The following is a 22,863-nucleotide window of genomic DNA, read 5'->3' on the forward strand; positions in this document are numbered from 1 at the left end:
TTGTTTTAATCTTATCTGTTTATTACCACAAAACCTACAATATCTTTTGTTTTTCCATCGTTCAGCTTCAACACATAATAGTATGTAGCATCGGGTAGTGGTTGGTTGTTTTGCTCCCACGTGCCATCAAAATCATTATGGTAACCTTCGCCCGGGCTGCGCCATACAATATCGCCCCATCTGTTAAAAACTATCAACTCTGCTTTAGGATACCGGTCTATGTTTTCAATTACAAACTTATCGTTCTTGCCATCGCTGTTGGGTGAAAACCCTTCTGGAATTTCAACAAGCGGAGCTGGGGTTACTTGAATAATTACAGTGGCGTTGCTGCAATATACTTTTCCGTTTATTACACCACAAAGTGTATAGCAGAACGAATCTTTACCTGTGTAGCCTGCGTTGGGCACATAGCGAATAATACCTGCTGAAGTATCGGTAATTTCTACGGTTCCGTTTTTAGGTGTGCTGCATAGCGAAATATATGAACCGGGAACAGAAGCATCGTTGGCTTTTAAGTCTATTACTGCGTTTTTATCGCTATCTGCAGTGCCCTCATCATTTACGGCTTTTACCGGAACGGTTACAACCACAGTAGCAGTATCGCATTTGCGTGGAGTTACGGTTACCGGCTGGCAAATAACGTAGAAGAAGGTATCTGCTCCTGCATAAGCCGGACGTGGAGTATAGTCTATGTTGCCGGAGCTGTTTAAGGTAACAGTACCGTTTACAGAAGCATCATCATATACTTCTGTGGTTGAAAATCCGGTGCCGTCTTCATCAATATCGTTTGCAGTTTGGTTTATTACCAACACCGTTCCTGAAGTATAGGTTACAGTATCGTCCACAGCAATAATTCCATCGCTTACCGGAGTAACTGTTACAATTACTATTACGGTATCGCATAAATGGGTTTCATCGCAAGCTACTACGGTAAAACTATCAGTGCCGTTCCAATTTGGTGGAGGCACCATATCTAAGCAAACTGTGGTATCGGTAGTTAATACCGTATCGGCTGTGGTTACGTTTATGATGTTTCCAAGTATTGAAACTATCTGTGTTTTATTGTTATTTACATCGGTTACATTAAAACACAAAACTACACTACTGTCTTCCGGAAATGTAACTCTTATGGTATCTACGGGGTTTCCTTCGTTTGAAATTACCGGAGGTGTGTAGCAAGAGAAAATAGTTAAATCTACTCTAGCAATATCGCATAATTTTGGACTGCCATTATCGCAAGCTGTATAGAAGAAGAAATCGGTTCCTACATAGGTAGTATCGTTAGGTATAAACATTACCATACTGTCGCTTACCACATAAGCATCGCCATGTGCACCATACCCGGCTATATTATCTAATGAAACTGTATGGTTGTAATCGCGATCGAAATCATTGTTCAATACGTTTATATATAGTGTATCGCGGTTGCAAACGGTACCTTGGTCGTTAAACAATGTTGGCACATAAGCATTGCATTCATAAGGCCCAACATACAATGCCAAATCTGCAGTATCGCAACCGGCATTGTTACAAACTTCGTATTTTACAAACACAAAAGTATCTAACGAAACGCCCGGTCCTGTATAAGAAATTATTCCTGTTGCCGTATCTGCCGTTGCTATTCCCGAAGTTGGCTGGCTAATAATCTGAGTAAGTTTTAGCGGACCACAGTTTAAAGGATTGATATCGTTTTTAAGCACCGGATAAGCAAAAGCACATGTTTCTCCAAAGCCTGTTGGTGCTACATCTAAAACAGCTATGGGCTTTTGGCAGGTTACCGGAGCCACACCCACCAACACCATTGCTGTATCGCAACCGCAAGCAGTGCAAAAGCTATATACAATGGTATCTAAACCAACATACGTATTGTTGGCCTGATATACTATTTGATTATTTAAGATACTTGCCGCGCCATTTGCGGGCAGTTTTACAATTGAAAAACCGGTGAGTGTAAACTGATTTAAGTTATCGTTCAACAAAACTTGAACGGTATCTTTTTTTCCTTGTACGGTTTGAAGATTATCATCATTTGCCTCGGGAGCAATACAATTGCCTAGCGTGTTTAGCAAAACAGTAGCTGTATCGCAAGCCGGGCAAGTGTCGCCTTGTGAACGATTGTAACACACCGAATAAACAAAGGAATCTACTCCAGTGCTGGTATTGTTATTGAAGTAATTTAGTTGATTTCCCGAAACCGTTACCGTGCCATTGGTTGGCTGAGTAGTTGTAATTGTAAATGGAATTTTTGCAGGAAAAGAATCGTTTACCAATACATTCAACTTATTGTTGAAATTATTGTAAACTATAAAATTATCGTTTCCTAAAAGTGGAGCTCCACAATAGTTAGAAACCACCACAACCACCGTAACCGGATTAGAGCATCCGCACTGATTACAAACGCGATAAGTAAAAGTGGCTATTCCTAAAAAAGATGGATCCGGAGTAAACACAATGCTATCGTTGTTTAACACCACTGCAGTACCTGCTGTTGCTACCGGAGCCGTTACTATTTGTGTGGTAAGCGGCTTTAAAACAGGCTGCCCAAAAATGGTAGTGGTATCGTTTTTTTGAACATTTATTACTACCGCAGTACCTTGTAAGGTATTAGAGAAATCGCTAACGGCTAAAGGTTGATCGCACTGTGCAAACAAATTCGATTGAAACGAAAAACAAATGGCTACAAATGCGCAGAGATATAAATGAAAAGTTTTCTGCATACTTAATTCGGATGATGTGGGCAAAAATATCTTTTATGATAAAACATTCAAAATAAAACTATCTTTTAAAATAGTTCCTTCAAAACCTTTGGTGGAAAACTCAGCGCTTTTGCTGTTTAAGAAACTGCGCACCCTGCTCTGTAAGTTTGTTTACAAAACGAAGTGTATCTTTCTTAAACCTGAAATAACTCTCTTTTTCTCCGAGAAAAAAATCGCCTTGCAGGTATTCTCTACCATTGATGAGCCACATTACAAAACCATCTGCTTTTTTAATGGTATCGGTAGCCGAATGTGTATCTACAAATGAGTTAAACATGCGTACATTCCTGCCTTCCATAGAAAGGCTGTTGGTGGCAGGAAAATGATATACTACATCGGCTTGGGTGGTAGAATCGCGCAGTGCAACAAACATTTTTTGCGGCAATGCAGTAGATTTTTGTTGAGCCAAAAGCGGCAAAAAAACAGCCTGCATTGCTACTAAAAGCGATAAGAGTATATAGCGGGTTTTCACTTTTTAGTTGAGTGTACTAAATAATCAGCATAGAATCACCATAGCTGAAAAACTTATATTTTTCTTTAACGGCTTGCTCATATGCTTTCATTATTAAATCATAACCGCCAAAGGCTGCCACCATAATTAAGAGGCTGCTTTTAGGCAAGTGGAAATTGGTAATCATAGCATTAGCAATATTGAAATTGTATGGCGGATGAACAAATAGGTTTGTCCAACCTTCGTATGGTTTCAACATTCCATTGCTGGTAATTGCACTTTCTATGGTGCGCATAGAAGTGGTACCAACGGCACAAATTTTCTTTCCATCTGCTTTTGCTGAGTTTACGATTTTTACGGCCTTGTCGTAAATCTCTATCTGCTCGGCATCCATTTTGTGTTTAGAAAGGTCTTCTACATCAATGGTACGGAAAGTTCCTAAGCCAACGTGCAATGTTACTTCTGCAAAGTTTACACCTTTAATTTCGAGTTTTTTTAATAGTTCGCGGCTAAAGTGCAAACCGGCCGTAGGTGCTGCTACCGAGCCTTCGCTTTTTGCAAACACGGTTTGGTAGCGCTCTTCGTCCATGGGTTCTGGCTTGCGCTTAATATATTTAGGGAGTGGCGTTTCGCCCATTCCGTACAATATCTTTTTAAACTTTTCATAGGGTCCTTCGAATAAAAAACGGATGGTTCTTCCGCGCGAAGTGGTATTATCCACAACTTCGGCAATCAACTCATCGTTTTCACCAAAATACAATTTATTGCCCACTCTAATTTTTCTGGCGGGATCTACCAATACATCCCACAAAAAAGTATCGCGATTTAGCTCGCGCAATAGGAACACTTCTATTTTGGCGCCTGTTTTTTCCTTTAAACCATATAGGCGAGCAGGAAATACTTTGGTATTGTTTAAAATCATTACATCGCCTTCACCAAAATATTTCAACACATCTTTAAATACTTTGTGTTCAATTTTTTTTGTTTGACGATTTACTACCATTAAGCGGCTTTCATCGCGATTTTTTGCAGGGTATTCTGCAATAGCATCCTTTGGTAGGTTAAAGTTGAAAGAAGATAATTTCATTGTTAAAAGAATTTTACGGAACTCTGAAAAAGCGGGCGCGAATATACACTCAAAATGATGAGTTGTAAAGTATTGAGCATTTTTTATCGTGTTTGGGCTAATTTCCTAACTCTACTGCTCTTTCAAAAGCTGCTTGCACGCCTTTGTTTATGGATTGCCGAAGGTCTGTTTCTTTAAACGATTTTAATGCCGCTTCGGTAGTTCCTCCTTTTGATGCTACTTTTGCAATCCACTCTTCGCAACTTAACTCATTGCGGCTAAGCAAGTGTACTGCACCAAAAAATGTTTGCATTACCATTAATTCTGCTTCAGATTTATTGAAGCCTAAACTTGTGGCCTTGGCTATCATTTCGTTCATAAAATAAAATACATAAGCCGGTCCGCTGCCCGAAATGGCGGTAGCTGCATCTAAGAGTTGTTCGCTCTCTACATAAATAGCTTTTCCGGTAGTGCTTAGCAGGTTTTGAATAATAAATACCTCCTTTTTATCTAAAGCGCTGCTCGATGAAAAAACTGTAATTCCCATGCCTATTTGAGCAGGCAAATTGGGCATAGCACGCACTACTTTGTGTGTGTGCAGCCGCTTGGCAATATGCTCCATTTTTACTCCCGCCATTATAGACAACACTATTTGCTCTGCATGTAAAAATGGTGCTATTTGAGTTGCCAACGCATCGAAATCTTGTGGTTTTACGGCCAATAAAATTATATCGGCTTCGCCAATTTGAGTGCCTGCTTCGCTAATAATATTTTGTGGCAACACGTTTTTAAATGTGTGCTGCTGCAACTCCTTTTTATCGAAAAGAAAAAGATTTTCGGGCTGTGTAAAATGGGAGTGCAATAAGCAGCGAACATAGGTTGCACCCATATTGCCTACACCAATAATAAGTACTCGCATAATTTATTTTGAAATTTGGGAAAGAAAAAACCGGAACCCATTTCTGGAATTCCGGCTCCGACTATGACACACAAAAGTTTAACAAGATCTATCGTGTATGTATTTGTTATCTTTTTTTATCTCAGGGTTTGAATAATCGCTGCCTGAATCGCTAACTGAATACGAAGACAAAGATACGGTACTTTTTGAAATGCTGTTATTATTATTTGTTAAAGTTTCTCTTTGTGTAGCGGGCTTTTCAAACTCTGCGGTATTCTTTCTAAAGTTTGTTTTGCTGAGTTGCATAAGCCTTTGCTTGCGAAGATCAAATCCCGTATCTACAGTTCTTACATTTAAGTTTTCGCTTTCTTTATTGCGTCTATGGTAAATGAACGGTTCTTCGTTTGGTAAAGCATTTTCCTCATTCGCTTCTAAAGTTGTTTCAGAACGATAATCTAAAGACGTACTTTCTTCAGAAATGTTGCTTTCGGTAGTTTCATTTAACAGATTTTCTTGAACTACTTGACTTACCGATGTTATATCAAACTCAACGCTGTTTTCTTCTACTGCACTTTCTAAGCCGGAAAATAAATCGAATCCATTTTCTTCTTCTTGCTGAATAGTGCTGATGGTGTAAAATTCTTCCTCCACCAACTCTTCTACCGACTGGCTAACAGCCTCTTCTACTGTTTCGGTTACAACGGTAGTTTCTTCAGCTATTACTGGCGCTTCGGTTGCTGCTTGCACTGTTGGTTCTTCGTCTAAAGAGTATATTACTTTCCCGTTTTCAATTACAGGTTGATTGGTTGTAGTTGGTTTATTTTCTTGAGGTTCGGCAGCAGCAGGAGCGGACACAATGGTGTGCTTTTCTAAATCATATACTTTTACCTTTTGAACCGGGGCGTAGGTTTCGTTTGCTTTGGCTTCGAATCCGGTAGCAATTACGGTAACCATGAGTTTATTTCCTAAGCTCATGTCGCGGCTGGTACCTAAAATAATATCTGTTTCGTGTGTTGCAGCTTGTATAAATTCATTGATGGCGTCAATTTCATCTATGCGCACTTCTTCTTCACCCGAAGCAATATTTACCAATACGTTTTTAGCTCCGCGAATATCGTTGTCGTTTAACAATGGTGAACTTAAAGCTGTTTGAATAACAATATTGGCGCGATTTTCGCCCTCTGCAAATGCATTGCCCATAATTGCTGAGCCGCCACAACTCATTACTGTACGCACATCAGCAAAATCTACATTTATTATTCCAGGTTTGGTAATTATTTCTGAGATAGATTTTGCTGCAGTAGTTAAAATATTGTTGGCATGGCAAAATGCCTCTGTTTGTGTAAGGTTGCCATACATCATTCTTATTTTGTCGTTTCCGATAACTAGAATGGTATCTACTTGTTCGCGCAATTTATTGATGCCTTCCATGGCATGGTTATAGCGTTTTCTTCCTTCAAAAGAAAAAGGAGTGGTAACAATACCAACAGTAAGAATTCCCATTTCGCGAGCAATGCGGGCAACCACAGGAGCAGCTCCTGTTCCGGTTCCTCCGCCCATACCTGCGGTAATAAAAACCATCTTGGTATTTTTTCCTAAGAGGCTGCGTATTTCTTCAATGCTCTCTTCGCAAGCTTGCATGCCTACTTCTGGGTTTGCACCTGCGCCTAAACCTTGAGTTAGGGCGGGTCCTAACTGTATTTTATTGGGCACCGGACTGGCGTGCAGCGCCTGTGCATCGGTATTGCAAACTACAAAGTTTACGCCCTCTATTCCTTGTTCGTACATGTGGTTTACGGCATTGCTGCCGCCTCCGCCTACGCCAAATACTTTAATAATGGAATTTTGGTCTGTTGGGAGGTCAAATTCAAATGGTGTCATAACACTTTTGTTTTGATTATTAAATGGATATTGCATGCTATTTTTTTAGTCAAAGTCTTTATTTACGTCTGTATCGGCAAACCACTCTTTTATGTCGTTGTTGAGTTTGGTCCACCATTTGTCGCCCTTGCGCTTTGGAGGGCTGGGTACTTTAGGTTCTTCTTGAATTGGTGCGGCAATGGGTGTAGAATTTTCTTCTACAACTACAGCAGGTGTTTTCTTTTTGTTGGCTTTGTTTTCTTCGTCTTCCGCCAATGCTTCATAGCCTTTTAATACCAACCCTAATCCGGTGGCATACATTGGATTTTTTAGTTCGTCTTTGGTATCTTTTGCAATGTGCTCTGTTGGGCGACCAATTCTGGCAGGATAACCGGTTACGTATTCTACCAATTGTTTAAGATGCATCATTTGCGAACCACCTCCGGTAACTACAATGCCTCCTATTAAATTATTTTGAAGACCGGAATTGCGGATTTCGAAATGCACGGCTGCAAAGATTTCTTCCATGCGGCACTGTATGATGTGTGCTAAAGAGCGCATGGTAATCTCTTTCATATCGTGCCCTGCAATACCTTGTATTTTAATAACCTCGTGCTCCTGCGCTTCTTGTGCTATGGCACAGCCAAAGCGTACTTTCAATTTTTCGGCTTGTGAACGTAGTACTTGGCAATCGTTTTTAATGTCTTGGGTAACTATATCGCCTGCAAATGGTATTACTGCTGTGTGGCGAATAATACCGTCTTCAAAAATAGCAATGTCGGTAGTACCACCGCCAATATCTACCAATGCAACTCCGGCTTCCATTTCCTCTGCTTTTAATACGGATGCAGACGATGCTAATGGCTCTAAAACTAAGCCCAACATTTGTAAACCTGCACGCTCTACGCAGCGCTTGATGTTTTGTGCTGCGGCTACCTTTCCTGTAATAACATGAAAATCGGCTTCTAAGCGTGAACCATACATGCCAATTGGCTGCTTAGTTTTTATATTATTATCTACTACAAACTCCTGCGGCAATACGTGAATAATACGCTCTCCCGGCTCTAATGCCAGTTTGTGCATATCGTCTAACATATCTTTTACATGCAGATGCGTAATTTCTGTATCTGCTTTGGGCAGGGTATAAATGCCTCGGTTTTGGCGGCTGGCAATATGCTGCCCGGCTATACCAACATATACTACTTTAATTTCTACCCCGGAACTTTTTTGTGCCTCTTCTACTGCTTTCTTAATGGCTTCGGTGGTGGTTTGTATGTTATATACTTCGCCACGTTGCACACCTCCATTAGAATCTGCACGTCCCATTCCTAAAATACGCAGTTTTCCAAAGCGATCGCGCTGTGCTACAATACATGCTATTTTAGTGGTGCCAATATCTAAACTGGCAACAATTGGATTTTCGTTGGTTTGTACTCCTTCCATAGTTTCTGCTGTTTGCATAGTCTTTTGTCTCTTTTCGTTTTTAGTTAATAGCTGCCGAAACGGTATCTGCTGCTATAGTTGCTTCTCGTTTTATACACACCACTTGGTTCTCAAATTTCACATTTAGTTTTGCGTAGGTACTCCATCCTTTGCGCGGCATTACATCTTTGTAAAAAGTCTTTAACCGTTGCAATTTTTTTTGTGCGTTTTTATGCGCAAAACCAAAAAGAACACTGTGGTTGCCCGATAGCGGTATTAGCTCTGCCTCTCCATTTTCATCAATCACTATTTGGTCTATAAAGGCATTTAAAAAAGAGTCTTTTTGTATTGCTGTAGCCAAGCCAAACAGTCCTTGTTGTATTATGCTGTCGCGATATACAGACTCGTTTAAATATACCTTACCTAATGCCAACGGAACACGTGCGGTAAAAGTAGAACACAGCGGCATGGTTTGGTTCTTATCGGTTAAATAATAACCCACACCATCGCTGTTAATTATCCTAAGAATGGGGCGCTTTTGCTTTATGCGTACTTGCAACTGCTGTGCTTGATTAAAAAACAACTCTGCACTATCTACAAAGGGCATTAACGCCACCTCTGCTTCCAATGTTTTAAGGTTAATTGCAGCCTTTTTTAAATGCTTTACCGAATCGCTGCAAACACGCTGTATGTTATCTACTACTTCTTTTTCGCTCAAAAAAGATAAGCCCGATTCATAATCAATACGTACATCTACACCGCTGCAAACAAGGGTTTGCTGCTTTTGCACGGCCGAAGTAACCAACACTACAAAAGCACCAATACCCACTACACTTGCAGTAATGAGCAGTACTTTTTTGAGTATAATTTTCCAGCGTTGCATTTGGAATGCCAAAGAATAAATTCAACCAAATGCCCAGAGAAAAACTTCTCTACATTGTGGAAGAAAACAAAAAGAGTGCGCTAAAATAAGGACGAAGCAAGCCGGCTATTTCTGCTTTTGTTGATTCCATATGCTTTTTCTAAACTTGCCAGCAATGTTGAACCAAAAGCTACAGCAAAAGTTACTTCAAAAGTTAAGTCCGCAACAAATTCAGCTAATGAAATTGTTGCAGTTGCCTGTAGCACAACTAGAGCAGCGCATTAAAGAAGAATTAGAAATAAATCCTGCTCTAGAAGAAGGTTTGGAAGAAACCGATTTTGAACTAAACGAATCTGGGGATGTTGCCAACGAAGAAGCCACTGCCGATACAGAAGAAAATGAAGAAATACAAGTAGATGATGAGTTAGATATTTCGGAGTTTTACAACGAAGATGATGAAGGTGTTGCAGACTATAAAACCCGCGACCCCAGTGAATTTACAGATCCCGATGACGATAAAAAAACTATTCCTATTGCTGTTGCCGATAGTTTTCGACAACAATTAGAAGAACAACTTTCTTTATTCAACTTTACAGAAGAGCAGCACGCCATTGCCCTGCATATTATTGGCAGCATAGACGAAGACGGTTATCTCCGCAGAGATTTAATGGCCATTGAAGACGATCTCGCTTTTTCGCAAAACATATATACTACCACACAAGAAATTGAAAAAGTTCTTTCTGCCATTCAACAATTAGAACCATCGGGCGTGGGTGCCAGAAACCTGCGCGAATGCTTACTAATTCAACTCAAAAGAAAAGAAAAACCTAGCATAAACACTGTTATAGCCATTGATGTTATTGAAAACCACTTTGATATTTTTGCCAAAAAACATTACGAAAAACTAGAGAAGATATTTGATATTTCGCCAACCAAATTAAAAGATGCTTTAGACGAAATTACACACCTGAATCCCCGCCCGGGCAATGCAGTAGATACCAAGGACAACAGCGGACAATACATTATTCCCGATTTTTTTGTACAAAACAACAATGGAGAATTAAGCGTAATGCTCAACCGCCAAAATGCACCTGAGTTGCGCATCAGCAGTTCGTTTCGCGATATGCTGCACGAATATAAAAAAGGCAAAAGCCGCACCAAAGCCCAGCGCGATGCCATACAATTCATTAAACAGAAAATAGAAAGCGCCAAGTGGTTTATTGATGCTGTGCAACAAAGGCAAAACACCCTGCTTTCGACCATGAATGCCATTGTGCATTTTCAATACGAATACTTTATCAGCGGAGACGAAACAAAGCTGAAACCCATGATTTTAAAAGATATTGCCACCGCTACACATTTAGACATATCCACCATTTCGCGTGTTTCGAGCAGCAAATTTGTGCAAACAGAGTTTGGCACACTTCCCCTCAAATTCTTTTTTAGCGAATCGCTTTCTACCGATAGTGGTGAAGAAGTAAGCACACACGAGGTGCGAAAAATTATGCGCGACTTTATTGAAAACGAAAACAAAAACGAACCCATTTCGGATCAAGAACTTACAGAAAAGCTAAACGAAATGGGCTACAATGTTGCCCGCAGAACCATTGCAAAATATCGTGAAGCCATGAATATTCCAGTAGCAAGACTGCGAAAAGAATTGCCTTAAGCACACACTTCATTCCATTGGATTCTATCTGCTTGCTTCAATCTTTTTTTAGCTTAGCATTTCAAAATAAAACAATAAGAAGTTTATGCAAGTTACCAATCCCGCAACCGAAACAATTCTTGCGGATATTACAGAAGATAACCTCCAAACATTAGAGCACAAATTGCGCCTGCTGCAAAGTAAACAACTACAATGGGCAGCTACACCTTTAGATAAACGCATTGCAGTATTACAACACTTTTCGGAACTGCTCAACCAACATATAGAACCTCTTGCAGCAACACTCACTGCCGAAGTTGGAAAGCCCTTACAGCAATCGCGCAACGAAATAAATGGTGCGCGCAACCGCATTAAGTGGCTTACAGAAAACGCTACCAAGTATTTAAGCGATGAAGTAATGACTTCCGAAACCGGACTGCTCGAAAGTATAAGCTATGAGCCTTTGGGCGTTGTGTGCAATATCAGTGCATGGAACTATCCTTACTTAGTTGGTGTGAATGTGTTTGTTCCCGCATTGCTTGCCGGCAACACTATCCTTTACAAACCCTCTGAATACGCTACGCTCACAGGCTTGGAAATAGAGAAACTGCTAAAACAGGCCGGAGTGCCCGATGATGCATTTCATGTTGCCGTTGGTGCAAAAGAAGTAGGCGTAGCCCTCCTCGATATGCCTTTTGATGGCTACTTTTTTACAGGCTCCTACAAAACAGGCAAATTTATTTACGAAAAAGTAGCGCCTAAATTAGTACCCGTTGGTTTAGAGCTTGGCGGCAAAGACCCACTTTATGTAACCGATGATATTACCGATATTGCAGCCACAGCCGCAGCCACAGCCGATGGAGCTTTCTACAACAACGGACAAAGCTGCTGCTCGGTAGAAAGAATTTATGTACACGAAAAAGTTTACGATGCTTACCTTGAAGCCTTTGTAAAAGAAGTACAAAGTTGGAAACAAGGGCAACCTACCGAAGATGGTGTTTACCTGGCGGCACTTACTAGAAAAGATCAACTCAATGTATTAGAAAACCAAATACAAGATGCCCAAACCAAAGGAGCTACGGTTGTGTTTGGTGGAAAAAGAAAAAACGGCAAAGGCAACTTTTTTGAACCTACCGTAATTGCCAATACCAACAACCAAATGCTGGTAATGCAAGAAGAAAGTTTTGGACCTATTATTGGCATTGCGAAAGTAGCCAACGATGAAGAGGCTATTGCATTAATGAACGATACCGAATATGGATTAACAGCTTCGGTATATTGCAACCAAGCCTCTAGAGCAAAAAACATTCTTTCGAAAGTAAACTCCGGTACTGCTTATTGGAATTGCTGCGATCGCGTAAGTGCCGCACTGCCTTGGAGCGGAAGAAAACACTCCGGTTTTGGCAGCACACTTTCGCACGTTGGGCTACGCACCTTTACCCAACCAAAGGCCTACCACCTAAAAGGATAAACTTATGGCAAAACGAATTTTTAAAAACGAAGCACATCAGCAACTTTTCGATAAGCAAGGTTTTATTGTGTTGCCATTTATTAACGAAGCCGAAGTGGCCGCGTTAGATAAACTCTTTGATGAACTGCATCCCAACTTATCGCAAAGTGGCTTTTTTAGCGGCAGTTACAGCAGCGATGTTCAATACAAAAAAACTGCCAGCAATAAGATTGTTGAGGTTTTTAACCGCGCTTATCAAGAACTGTTTATCAACTACACTCCTTTTGGCGGTGCCTTTTTATATAAAGTACCCGGAGCCAACAGCGAACTGGCTGCCCACCAAGATTGGACAATTCTAGATGAACAAAAAAACGTAGCACTCAATTGCTGGGTTCCGCTATGCGATGTTAGCCTGCACAACGGCCCTATTATGATTTTGCCCGGCAGCCATTTCGATAATTTTAATGTGGTACGTGCACCCACCTTGCCTTTCTTTTTTAGTGGAAGCGATGCCATGGTGGTAAAGGAGCTTTTACCTATGGAAGTCAAAGCCGGAACTGCCGTAATTTTAAACCAAAGCGTTATTCATTATTCGCCACCAAACATGAGTAACCAAGTACGAAAAGCCATTACTGCCGGCATTAAAAGCGAAGGCGCACAAATGTATTTTCATTACAAAGTGCCCGACAAAAACGAGCTTGAAGTATTTGAAATGGATGACGATTTCCTTATCAGTTTTAAGGATTTTGCAAACGATATTGGTAAACGCCCTTACCTCGGAAAAAGCATTGGCACTTTACCTTACAAACTGCCCCAACTTAGTGGACAAGAGTTATATGCCAAACTAAAAGAAATGAAGGAAGGAGCAGGCTTTGAGATGACACCACTCGAAGTTCCTACTTCAACAAATGCGCCTGCTGCAACTACCGAAAAATCGGTATTCAGAAAAATGATAGATGCTCTTTGGGGATAAAAAAAACTGCCCCCTTTGCAGGAAGGCAGTCTTAGTATAAAACGGACAAACGAAAAACTTGACTATGCTTGGGTTGCAGGAGCAGCAGCCTTTACAGTTGGTTTTGCTACTACTTTTTTCTTAGCTGCTACTACTTTTTTAGGAGCAACTTTTTTTGCTGCAGGCTTAGCAGCTGGTTTTGCAGCAGCCTTTGCAGATTTAATAACTAATTGGTTCTCCAACTTTTCAATTTTCTTTGAAAGTTTTTCAACTTCAGAAGCACCTAAGCGAACGAATTTTTTTACAGTTTCGTTATACTTTTGCTCGATTTGACCTCTGCGACCTTCTGTTTTTTTGAAAAGTTCGTTTACGATTTTTTGACCGTCTTTTTCACTTACTTTTCCTTTTTCAACTAGGTCTTCTACTACCTCTTGAAATTTTTCTGAAGCTTCGGTAGCTAAGCCAACGCTTGCGTAGAATAATCTGCGCAAAGTTTCTTGTGTTTTGTTTTCAGCCATTGTGATTATGTTTTTTATTTTTTGAATAATTGCAATGCAAATATAAATGAAAATTTGTTCTTACAAACTGAAAATCAATGCTATTTACAGTAGTTTTTTTTATCTAAAGTCTGAAAGTGTTGTTATTCAACGATTTGCGGATGCTTCAATCGGTTTAAAAAATTATTTAACGCGATTATTTTAACACAACATGATTATTTTTTAACGCTTTTTGAATATAAACAATTTAAAATACTTGTGTGTTTATCTATAAAAGCGGGAGATGGCTTCTGATATTACTATTTGTTTTCCGTAGATAACTTTCAATACAAAAAAGTAAGGTGCTTTTGCTTGCAACGGCTGTGGCAACAATTAAATAAAGCGTGCTTTGGGTACACCTATCACGCGCAAAATTGGGTAAACTAAATGGGCTTAAACTGCTCAAAGCCCTGTTTGCAGCTAAAGCAAAAACGAATGGCACGGCAAAGTGTGGAACCAAATGGAGCATTTAAGGTAGTATCGGTGCTGCCACAATGCGGGCATCTAACTTTATTAAGCGCTTCTTCACTTATGTCTCCATCAATGTGTACGGGAGGTGCAATACCGAATTTTTCGAGTTTTTGCTTGGCTTCTATGCTCATGCGGTCGCTGGTCCAGCGGGTTTCAAAATCTACTAGAATTGCTACTTGCTCAAAGCCTGCTTGTAATACGGCTTTTTCAATATCTTTTTTCATTACGTCTATAGCCGGACAGCCTACAAAAGTAGGGGTCATGTGCACTGTTGCAGATTGATTATTCTCGGCAATTACTTTGGTAATAATTCCCATATCTACTACTGAAAGCACCGGAATTTCAGGATCTTTTACTTGCTCTAATGCTGCGTAAATTTTTTGCGACAGTACATTCATGCTGTAATTAGTTTGCTAATACAATCTTAGCTACACACCTTTCTTTTCCTAATTCGTTTGCGCTGTAAACGGTGTAAACTCCGGTAGCAACTCTATTGCCCGAATATGTTTTTCCGTTCCAAATCATTTGCCCTCCGTTGGCTTTTCCTTGGTGAACTAATAATCCAGAAGCGTCTGTAATCTTCACAAAAGCATCGTCTACCAAGCCTTTAATGGCTATGGAGCCGGAATAAGAAGCTTCCACGGGATTGGGATATACAGTGGCTTTATTACAGGTTTCGCCACCCTCGATGGCATCGCCCAAATAGCTTGCCACTCCTTGCTCTGTGGCAAAAAAGACTTCGCCTGTTTGTTGGTTTACGGCTATGTCGGTAATAAAATTAGATGGTAGTGGGCTATTATCTACATTAAACCGTAGCAATTCTTGTTTGCCATCGGCAGATATAAGCCAAACGCCATTGTTGGTGCCTACCCATTTTCTATTGGCGGCATCTACTGCAAGTGCCTTTACAACTTCTGTTCCAAATAGGTAGCCATTAAAGCCATCGCGCTGCACCACAATGCGCTGGGCATCGCAACCGCCTTGGCTTAAAACGCTGCGGGCGCAGAAAAATGTTTCTATTCCTTCATCGGTACCCACCCATACGGCACCATCTTTGTCTTCAACCAAGCAGTTTACGTTGCCATTGTTTAATCCTCCGTTTCCTTTGCCGGTTCCCAATACGCGGAAGGCATCATCGGCTGTGCTTTCTAAGTTACTGCCATCGTAATATACATTGATAATTCCGGGGCGCATGAGCATCCACTTGTAACCGTTGGATGTAATAAGGAGTTTTTTCACCAATTGCCCGGTAGAAAGATATGGCAATTTCACCCATTCTCCGGTTGCCTTTTTTACAATAATGCCAAAGTTGGTATAAGAGTTTACCATCCAAACATTGCTGTATTTATCTAAGGCTATGGCTGTAACGCGCGTAACTGCGGGGTCGCCCGAAGCTCCGGTTAAAGGTGAATTATTTTGATTGTATTGCTGAATGGTATTGGTGTTTAAATCTACCTCTGCCATACCCTCGCGATTAGATGCCAACCAGGCTTTTTTACCATCGTTAGATACTGCTATATTCACAATGTCGGGAAAGTTTACCAGTGCCGGAGATGAATAGCCGTTTATATTTTTCCATTTTTCGTTTTCCAGCACATACATGCCCAATGTGTTGTAAGTATATCCCCAAGAACCATCGGTTCCACCACCGCTAATCCATGTAACATTGTCTTCTATGGCTACATTAAAAGAGCTGTAAGAATTAGGGCTGTTGGGGCTTATTTTTTCTCCGTTTTTAAACACACCATTGTAAACATCACCCATCCAAACTATACCGCTTTCGTCTTTAAAATATTGAACGGGACTGCCTAAAACCGGAGCTATTATTTGCTGAGTTCCGGCTGCATTTATATGAAGCACATTGCCTTCTCCGGTGATTTTGTTGTTACACATCACATACAAATCGCTGCCTCGGCTATCAATTGTCAATATATGCAATGCAGTATCAAAAAAAGTTTTTTTCCATTTACTGCCATCGAAACTAAAAAGCGTATCGCTGCATACACCATAGAATTTACCTGCGGCAAACTCGGTAAATACAAACTTCCTTTCGGGTAGCGAATCTTGTTGTGTGTAGGTGGTCCAGCTATTAAAGTTTTGAAGATTGGCGGCACTGAGCGAAGCACTTTTCATACCTTGTTCTGTAGCAGCAAAAATTTTGTTGTTGCCTATAGCCACATCGTACACAATTACGTTTTCTCCATTTTTTCCAACAATATAGGTTTCGGCTATTTCCTTTTTTGCTTGATTAACGGCAAGGATGCCCACATCGGTTGCGAAGTAAATGCGCTGTCCTGCATTGCAAATGGCGTTGATATTTTTGGTTCCTGCAATTACCTTGTTTTTAAGGTCGGGAAGGTTGTACACATCTGTAGCGTTTACCAGTAAGTCTATATTACTATTGTTGTATGCAATGGCAAGGGTGGCGGTAGTTGGATTATAGTCTATACACTTTATTCCCACATCGCTTAATGCTGTTTGCTTGTCGTAAAAAATAATTACTCCCGATGCTTTTTCGTAGCTATACAGCGATTGTGTACTGCTTACAAAAACTTGGTCTCCGGCATCTTCTAAACCGGTAACATCTTTATATGGAAAATGAAGCCTCCATGTACCCAACGGTTGGGCTGTGGCTGATATGGAAAGCAATAGAAATAGAAGTGGAAAAAATTGCATTGCTCAAAAGTAGAAATTAGACGGTTGAAACGAAGCAATAGTAGAAATGTTGTTGCCTTAAAAAACAAAAGGCCTGCAATGCGCAAGCCTTTTGTTGATTTTCTTTGAGGGAGATTACTGTGTTTTAATTTGCATTAGTTGCTTTTTTCTATGAGTTTGTGTTTGTGTTTTTTTAATTGACGAGAAATAGTATCTACTGCTATATCGGTGCTTTCTTCAAACGTTTTAGAAATTTCGCTTACAAAAAGGGTTTTGCCCGGTACCATCAGTTTTATTTCTACTATTTTATCTTTTATGTTTTGCTTGGTTCCAAGTTTTAAAAACACTTCTGCTTCAATAATTTTATCGAAAAACACTTCTAGTTTTTCTAGTTTTTTGGTGATAAAATCAACCAGTTGGTTTGAAGCATCAAAATGTACAGGATTAATTACTACGTTCATGATAAACTAAGGATTTAATTGATGAAATAATTTGTTTGCCATTCTCCCTCCTTGTTACAGTTTTAAATGTATATGTTACAATTGAGTGTTACAACAGATTAACGAAAATTTTATGGAAATGTTTCGCATACCTGTACTACTTTCTAAACGTTCTACGCTGTAAATTATTTTGTGGCAAACAAAGTCCTTAGCTGCATCTGTAACATAAAGCACACAGCTTTATTTAGCTATTGCCAGTTTAATGGTTTGCTGCGTATAGTTGGTGCTTACACGCAAGAAATATGTTCCATTTTCAAACGCTGTGGTTGCAAACCTAAAGGCAAACTCGCCCGCATCTGCCACTCCAGAATACAATTGTTGTACCTTCTTTCCGGCAATATCAAATAATGCAATTTCTATATCAGTTTGTTGTGAAACATTGTAACCCACTACAGCTTCGTTGGTTGCAGGGTTAGGCTTTACTTTTAGTTGCAATTGCGCTGGTGCAAATTCCTGAACAGCATTGGCTGAGCAAACTACATCGTAATTGGTATAAACAGGATTCCAGTTGCACCAGCCCGCAGTCCAATTATCGGCAGTAGTTTGTGTACCGCTAAATGCACCTATAAAATTGGTAGGCTCAAAAAACGGGTGTTGCAATTTGCTGCTTTGTGCAGGAATGAGTACCGGAGCATTATAGTTGCTATAACCATTGCTGGTATCGGTATTTATGGGATTATTGGGGTTAAACGGGTATTGATTATTATGGCAAATAGGTGAAGTAGCATTGGGCACAAAATTGGGGCTGCTTAAATTAAATGGAGCAGGAATACCCAAATCGGAAGTGGCATTTGCATAAGTGGCATTTTTATTTTCGGGCGAAAGAAACCAGTTCCACGGACCGCTCCATGGTGCAAACGAATAAACGCTAGTATCGCCAGAGGTGGTGGTAGGTGTTAAGTTTCTTGCTCCGTTGTACACAAAGAAAACGTCTTTTTTTCCTGCCGTAGTAGGCGTTCCGGCAATGGCAACACCTTTAAATTGCGAAATGCCGCTTGCTAAATTAGCTATGGTAGAGCCATAGGTTCCCGATAGCGACTCGTCTATTAAAATGCCTGCAGGATAGCCCATTAAAACAGAGTTTAATAAACTTAGTGCACTACCTCTTCTGGTATGTACTGCAGCGGTGTGTTGTGGATCGAAGGTGGTGGCTGTTGGGCTTTCTATTGGACCGGCAGCGGTATAGTTTGCAAATACACACTTGGTAATTTTAGACGTATCTCCATTTAAGCCCGAAACAGTTCCATTTTGGTAACTATCGCTTTCAATAAATTTTGAACCGGATTGGTCGGCAGCAAATGGATCGCGCAAACTCATGCCAAATTGGTTTAGTCCGGTGTATCCGTTATCTACATCAAAATCATCGTCCCAACTGCGGTAAGCAACTAAGTATTTAGAGTTCACGGTGCCTCCAAACCATTCGTAAGAATCGTCTCCGCAGTACGAAACTTGAATATGGTCTAAACGAGTGCTGTCGCCTACTGCACCAAGTGTAAGCCCGTTGATTTCATTGTTGGGAGAAAATGCAATACCGGGAAATTCAATTCTTACATAACTTAAATGTCCTGAGTTATCGTGTGGATCGTTGCCTCCGTACAAAGAGCGCAAACCGCCTTCTACTTGAGCTTCGCCACCATTCCAATTGATGGGTGCTTTTCCGCATAAAATAATACCGCCCCAATCGCCATACGTACGCTGGCCAATCGGTTGGTTAGATGTAAACACTATCGGTTGGCTTGGTGTGCCAACAGCCATCAATTTAGAACCTCTTTCGATAATTAAAGTGCCTTTGGTGCTTTTATCGCCCTTAATTATTACACCCGGATCTATAGTTAGTGTGGCATTGTTGGTTACATATACATATCCTTTCAGTAGATATTGCTGGCTGCAAGTCCAGTGTGTGTTGGTTGTAATACTGTCTTTAACTTCTACTACAGCTACTTGTGCCACCACTGTTTTACAAACAGTTAGCAGTGCGAGCAATGCAAACATTGTTGTGCTAAATTTTTTCATGTAATACCTTTTTATGTTTAAAATTTTCGCTGCAAAGGTGCCGTGGCTGTATTATGAATTTCTTACCTAAAAATTGCCTTTTTATTATTTTATATTCATAGAGCATTTATTTTAAAAACAAAAAAGCCACTGCCGCAATCGTAGAGCAGCAGTAGCTTACAGCCTTGTAACTCTAAAAAACTACAACTTAAATTTCACACCCAAAGAGTAGTATCTGCCGTTTTTATAGTGCATGATTTCGCGATCTGCACTATTGCTTTCAAACTTATTGTTGCGATCTATATCCAGCACCAATCGGTTGGCTTGGTTAATTAAATCTTGTATTGAAAATGTAACTGTTAATCGCTTAAAGAATGTTTTTGAAACAGAAAAATCAAGCGTATGTTTTTCCATTTCGCCAATACTACCATAGGCTATGTTGCCAATAGCATATACACGTGCACCATACACATTATACAACAGCGAAGCCTGCAAGCCAAGCGAATCGTGCTGAAAGTAAAGGCCTGCATTTACAATATATGGAGATTGACCTTGCAATTTTGTGGTGCTAACCAAGTTGGTGAGGTTTGGAAGCGTTACGTGTGAGTTAATATATGCCGCATTAAACACCAGCGAGAAATGGTTCATTATGCCACGCGGCAAATTGGGTGTAATAAAACCCAGATTCTTCCGCACATCTAATTCTGCGCCATAAACAATGGCCTTGGTACCATTTATGAATGTAAACCCTTTGCTATCGCTGCCTCCTGTAGGAGTAATTACTTGCTGGATAGGATCTTTAAAATGCTTAAAGAAAGCTCCAACATGTATCATGTCGCCATGTTCGGGATACCACTCAAAACGCACATCTGCATTGTGAATTTGGGCAACCTTCAACACTTCGCCTTTGGGATAAAACACTGTTGGAAACAACGAACCATAATTACCTGCATTAAACTCAAAATCGTAAAAGAAAAATGGACTCCACTCTCTAAACTCCGGGCGGTTTACGGTTTTGCCATACACAAAACGCAACAACATATTTTTGTGTACATTGATACTAAGGTTTGCCGATGGCAGTACAAAATGAGTTACCACTGCAAGTCCAATACTATCTAGGTTTAGGAAAGATTGCAGCGATTGTTTATTGTATTCATAACGCAAACCTGTTATCAATTTTACCCTGCTTCCAATAGGTAAATTGGCACAAACATAGCTTGCCGTTTGCAGATTTTGAGCTTTATACCTATCGCTCTTTCCTGTAATTTCATCTAACTTAAATTTAGTGCTTTCGCCTGTGTTGGCCGGGCTAAAAATAGTATCGAGCGGCAGGCGTGTAAGATAAAAAGCATCGGCTCCCGGTTGAATGGTATAACCCAAAATACGTGTGCTGAAGGTTCGCCATTTGTATTCCACATAATTGCCAACACTAAGGTGAAAAGTATAGTCATTTACATTGATTTCGTTGCGCAAGGTTTGGTTAAACGAAAATGAATTTTCGCGCAATTCAGAAAAGAATCTTCCCCCGCCATTTACCGGATCTACCACGTTGGCAATTGGTGCTTTCCACAAACTATCGGGAGTCATGGAATAGCGTATTCTTTTAAAATCCGGCTCTTTTTTGCTGCTAAAACTATAGCTGCCGCTCCACTCGTATTGTGTTTTGTGTTCTCTAAACTTGTGGCTGCCCATAAGCTGTCCGGTAACTATTGTTCTTGCTTGGTAGTATTCGGCAAAAAATCTATCGTTTATACCATTAATGAAATTTCCACGCATGGTATTTTGCTCTCTCCCCGTTTGGTTTAGCAACAGTTTTATATCTATTTGATGGTTTTTAAATCGCAGTGCCATATTCTGCATTACACCCACATTTACCTGTTTGGTGCTCACGGTATCTGTTGGAGCAGAAATTTGGGTGGCCGAGTCGTAATCGGCTCTATTGATATTGAACCTGCTGGCAGTAATACTGTATGTAATTGCTGTGGTACTTCCCAGAGTAACTCCCTTTTTGCGCAACACTCCCTGCAATGCAATATTGGCGCGCATATCGGGCATGGCTTTAACCGGACTTAGCGCCCAGTTGTTTTTAAACGATTTGGTAATGGCTGTAATATTTTCGCTGTTTTTTGAAATATATTCCGGTATGCCACTCGGCATGGCTCTATAGCCATTGTCGAAACCAAGCAATTCTGTTTTGCTGCCTTGTGTTGTATATATAGGTTTAAAGGTTGAGCCTTCGCGAAAAGAAACTGAATAGCCTGCGCTTACAGAATTTTTTTCAGGAATACTCTGGGTATAAATTTTAACCATTCCTCCGGCAAAATCGCCCGGCAACTCCGGTGAAGGTGTTTTGTGCACCATTATTCTTTCCAACATACCTGCCGGAATAATATCGAAAGAAAAAGCACGCCTATCGGTTTCGGAGCTGGGAGCCGCAGCATCGTTTATCCACACACAATTGTATCGCTCCTTTAATCCTCTAATATTTACAAACCGCCCTTCTTGAATAGAAACCCCGGGAATGCGCTTTACCACTTCTGCAGCATTGCGATCTTGCCCCTTGCTAATTTGCGCTGCCGAAATACCACTTACTATTCCTGTTTCCTTTCGCATGGCTGCTACCACTGCACTTTCTGTGGCTCTTGTTTTGGTGGCAACAATATCTACTTCTTTTATTTGTGTTGCTGCCTCTTCTAATTGAGCATGTATGGTTGTTGTTTGCCCATTTTTAATTTCAACCTGTTTTATTGCTTTGGTTGCATATCCAATATAAGTAACCATAACCGTATGTTTACCTATGGAAATTCCTTCTATTTTATAGCTACCATCTATCCCGCTTACCGCTCCTAAGGTGGTGTTTTCTATTTTAACTACTACACCAATAAGCGGCTCATTTGTTTTGCTGTCTGTAATAACTCCAGAGAGCACCCCCTGCGAAAACACGTTTACCACCCAAACTTTACAAAAAATAAATGCCAGCCAGAAGCATTTTTGCATACTATTAAAATTTGAGCGGCAAAAATCTGTGTGGGCTGTGTTCTAATTGTTTTGTTACAATTAACTGAATGTTATGAATTAGGTTGGTGTCTTTTCCTAAAAAATAACCAACAAGAGAATTTTTTCTCTCTTTTGAAAAAGAATAATCGCCTATTTTTTGTATTTCAAAAGCAGAACATTACATTTGCGCCTCGTTTTTTGAAAACAAGTGTGGATAAGTGTGTTTTGCCACTTTATCTATATTAACCGAAAATAATCAAAAGCCAGCGTAGCTCAGTTGGTAGAGCTACTGATTTGTAATCAGTAGGTCGGGGGTTCGAATCCCTCCGCTGGCTCTATCGTTTTCT

General features: G+C 40.3%; 16 protein-coding genes and 1 tRNA gene. 4 read left to right on the top strand and 13 right to left on the bottom strand.

Annotated features, from left to right (window positions below; all coding sequences use genetic code 11):
• Nucleotides 1-11 precede the first annotated feature (11 nt).
• The 7 genes from KF872_08700 to KF872_08730 all read right to left on the bottom strand — a co-directional run bounded on the left by KF872_08700 (nt 12) and on the right by KF872_08730 (nt 9,336).
• Nucleotides 12-2,717 carry a tandem-95 repeat protein gene (locus tag KF872_08700; GenBank protein MBX2903625.1) on the bottom strand — a complete coding sequence of 902 codons (2,706 nt, stop codon included), beginning with the start codon at nt 2,715-2,717 and terminating at the stop codon, nt 12-14.
• A gap of 100 nt (nt 2,718-2,817) precedes the next feature.
• Nucleotides 2,818-3,228 (bottom strand): hypothetical protein, encoded by a 411-nt coding sequence (locus tag KF872_08705; GenBank protein MBX2903626.1) that lies wholly within the window; start codon nt 3,226-3,228, stop codon nt 2,818-2,820.
• Nucleotides 3,229-3,244: 16 nt separating this feature from the next.
• Entirely contained in the window at nt 3,245-4,294 is a 1,050-nt protein-coding gene (gene queA / locus KF872_08710; GenBank protein ID MBX2903627.1) for a tRNA preQ1(34) S-adenosylmethionine ribosyltransferase-isomerase QueA, read from the bottom strand.
• Nucleotides 4,295-4,391: 97 nt separating this feature from the next.
• Nucleotides 4,392-5,192 carry a pyrroline-5-carboxylate reductase gene (locus KF872_08715; protein ID MBX2903628.1) on the bottom strand — a complete coding sequence of 267 codons (801 nt, stop codon included), beginning with the start codon at nt 5,190-5,192 and terminating at the stop codon, nt 4,392-4,394.
• A gap of 78 nt (nt 5,193-5,270) precedes the next feature.
• A complete protein-coding gene (ftsZ, locus tag KF872_08720) occupies nt 5,271-7,052 on the bottom strand; it encodes a cell division protein FtsZ (GenBank protein MBX2903629.1) in 1,782 nt (593 codons plus the stop codon).
• A 45-nt stretch (nt 7,053-7,097) separates the two neighbouring features.
• Entirely contained in the window at nt 7,098-8,474 is a 1,377-nt protein-coding gene (gene ftsA, locus KF872_08725) for a cell division protein FtsA (protein MBX2903630.1), read from the bottom strand.
• 40 nt (nt 8,475-8,514) lie between these two features.
• On the bottom strand, nt 8,515-9,336 hold the full coding sequence (locus tag KF872_08730) for a hypothetical protein (GenBank protein ID MBX2903631.1): 822 nt from the start codon (nt 9,334-9,336) through the stop codon (nt 8,515-8,517).
• Nucleotides 9,337-9,490: 154 nt separating this feature from the next.
• Between KF872_08730 and rpoN the strand changes: the two genes are divergently transcribed.
• The 3 genes from rpoN (at nt 9,491) to KF872_08745 (ending at nt 13,386) form a co-directional block, all read left to right on the top strand.
• Nucleotides 9,491-10,984 (top strand): RNA polymerase factor sigma-54, encoded by a 1,494-nt coding sequence (rpoN, locus tag KF872_08735; protein MBX2903632.1) that lies wholly within the window; start codon nt 9,491-9,493, stop codon nt 10,982-10,984.
• An 85-nt stretch (nt 10,985-11,069) separates the two neighbouring features.
• Complete coding sequence (locus KF872_08740) at nt 11,070-12,434, top strand: aldehyde dehydrogenase family protein (protein ID MBX2903633.1); 1,365 nt, start codon at nt 11,070-11,072, stop codon at nt 12,432-12,434.
• Between the two features lie 4 nt (nt 12,435-12,438).
• Nucleotides 12,439-13,386 carry a phytanoyl-CoA dioxygenase family protein gene (locus KF872_08745; GenBank protein ID MBX2903634.1) on the top strand — a complete coding sequence of 316 codons (948 nt, stop codon included), beginning with the start codon at nt 12,439-12,441 and terminating at the stop codon, nt 13,384-13,386.
• Between the two features lie 62 nt (nt 13,387-13,448).
• On the opposite strand, the gene KF872_08750 is transcribed toward KF872_08745, so the two are convergent.
• The 6 genes from KF872_08750 to KF872_08775 form a co-directional block, all read right to left on the bottom strand.
• Nucleotides 13,449-13,883, bottom strand: a complete 435-nt coding sequence (locus KF872_08750) for a hypothetical protein (GenBank protein MBX2903635.1) — start codon at nt 13,881-13,883, stop codon at nt 13,449-13,451.
• Nucleotides 13,884-14,284: 401 nt separating this feature from the next.
• The gene (gene paaJ, locus KF872_08755) at nt 14,285-14,770 is read right to left on the bottom strand and encodes a phenylacetate-CoA oxygenase subunit PaaJ (GenBank protein MBX2903636.1); all 486 of its coding nucleotides are present in this window, start codon (nt 14,768-14,770) and stop codon (nt 14,285-14,287) included.
• Nucleotides 14,771-14,777: 7 nt separating this feature from the next.
• Entirely contained in the window at nt 14,778-17,048 is a 2,271-nt protein-coding gene (locus KF872_08760; protein ID MBX2903637.1) for a hypothetical protein, read from the bottom strand.
• Nucleotides 17,049-17,182: 134 nt separating this feature from the next.
• The gene (gene raiA / locus KF872_08765) at nt 17,183-17,488 is read right to left on the bottom strand and encodes a ribosome-associated translation inhibitor RaiA (GenBank protein MBX2903638.1); all 306 of its coding nucleotides are present in this window, start codon (nt 17,486-17,488) and stop codon (nt 17,183-17,185) included.
• Between the two features lie 219 nt (nt 17,489-17,707).
• Nucleotides 17,708-19,540 (bottom strand): T9SS type A sorting domain-containing protein, encoded by a 1,833-nt coding sequence (locus tag KF872_08770; protein MBX2903639.1) that lies wholly within the window; start codon nt 19,538-19,540, stop codon nt 17,708-17,710.
• A gap of 180 nt (nt 19,541-19,720) precedes the next feature.
• Entirely contained in the window at nt 19,721-22,516 is a 2,796-nt protein-coding gene (locus tag KF872_08775; GenBank protein MBX2903640.1) for a TonB-dependent receptor, read from the bottom strand.
• Between the two features lie 262 nt (nt 22,517-22,778).
• On the opposite strand from KF872_08775, the gene KF872_08780 reads away from it, so the two are divergent.
• Nucleotides 22,779-22,851, top strand: a tRNA-Thr gene (locus KF872_08780).
• The last annotated feature ends 12 nt before the right edge of the window (nt 22,852-22,863 follow it).

It is taken from the genome of Chitinophagales bacterium, from assembly GCA_019638515.1.
In the GTDB taxonomy this organism is placed as follows: Bacteria; Bacteroidota; Bacteroidia; order Chitinophagales; family LD1; genus UBA7692.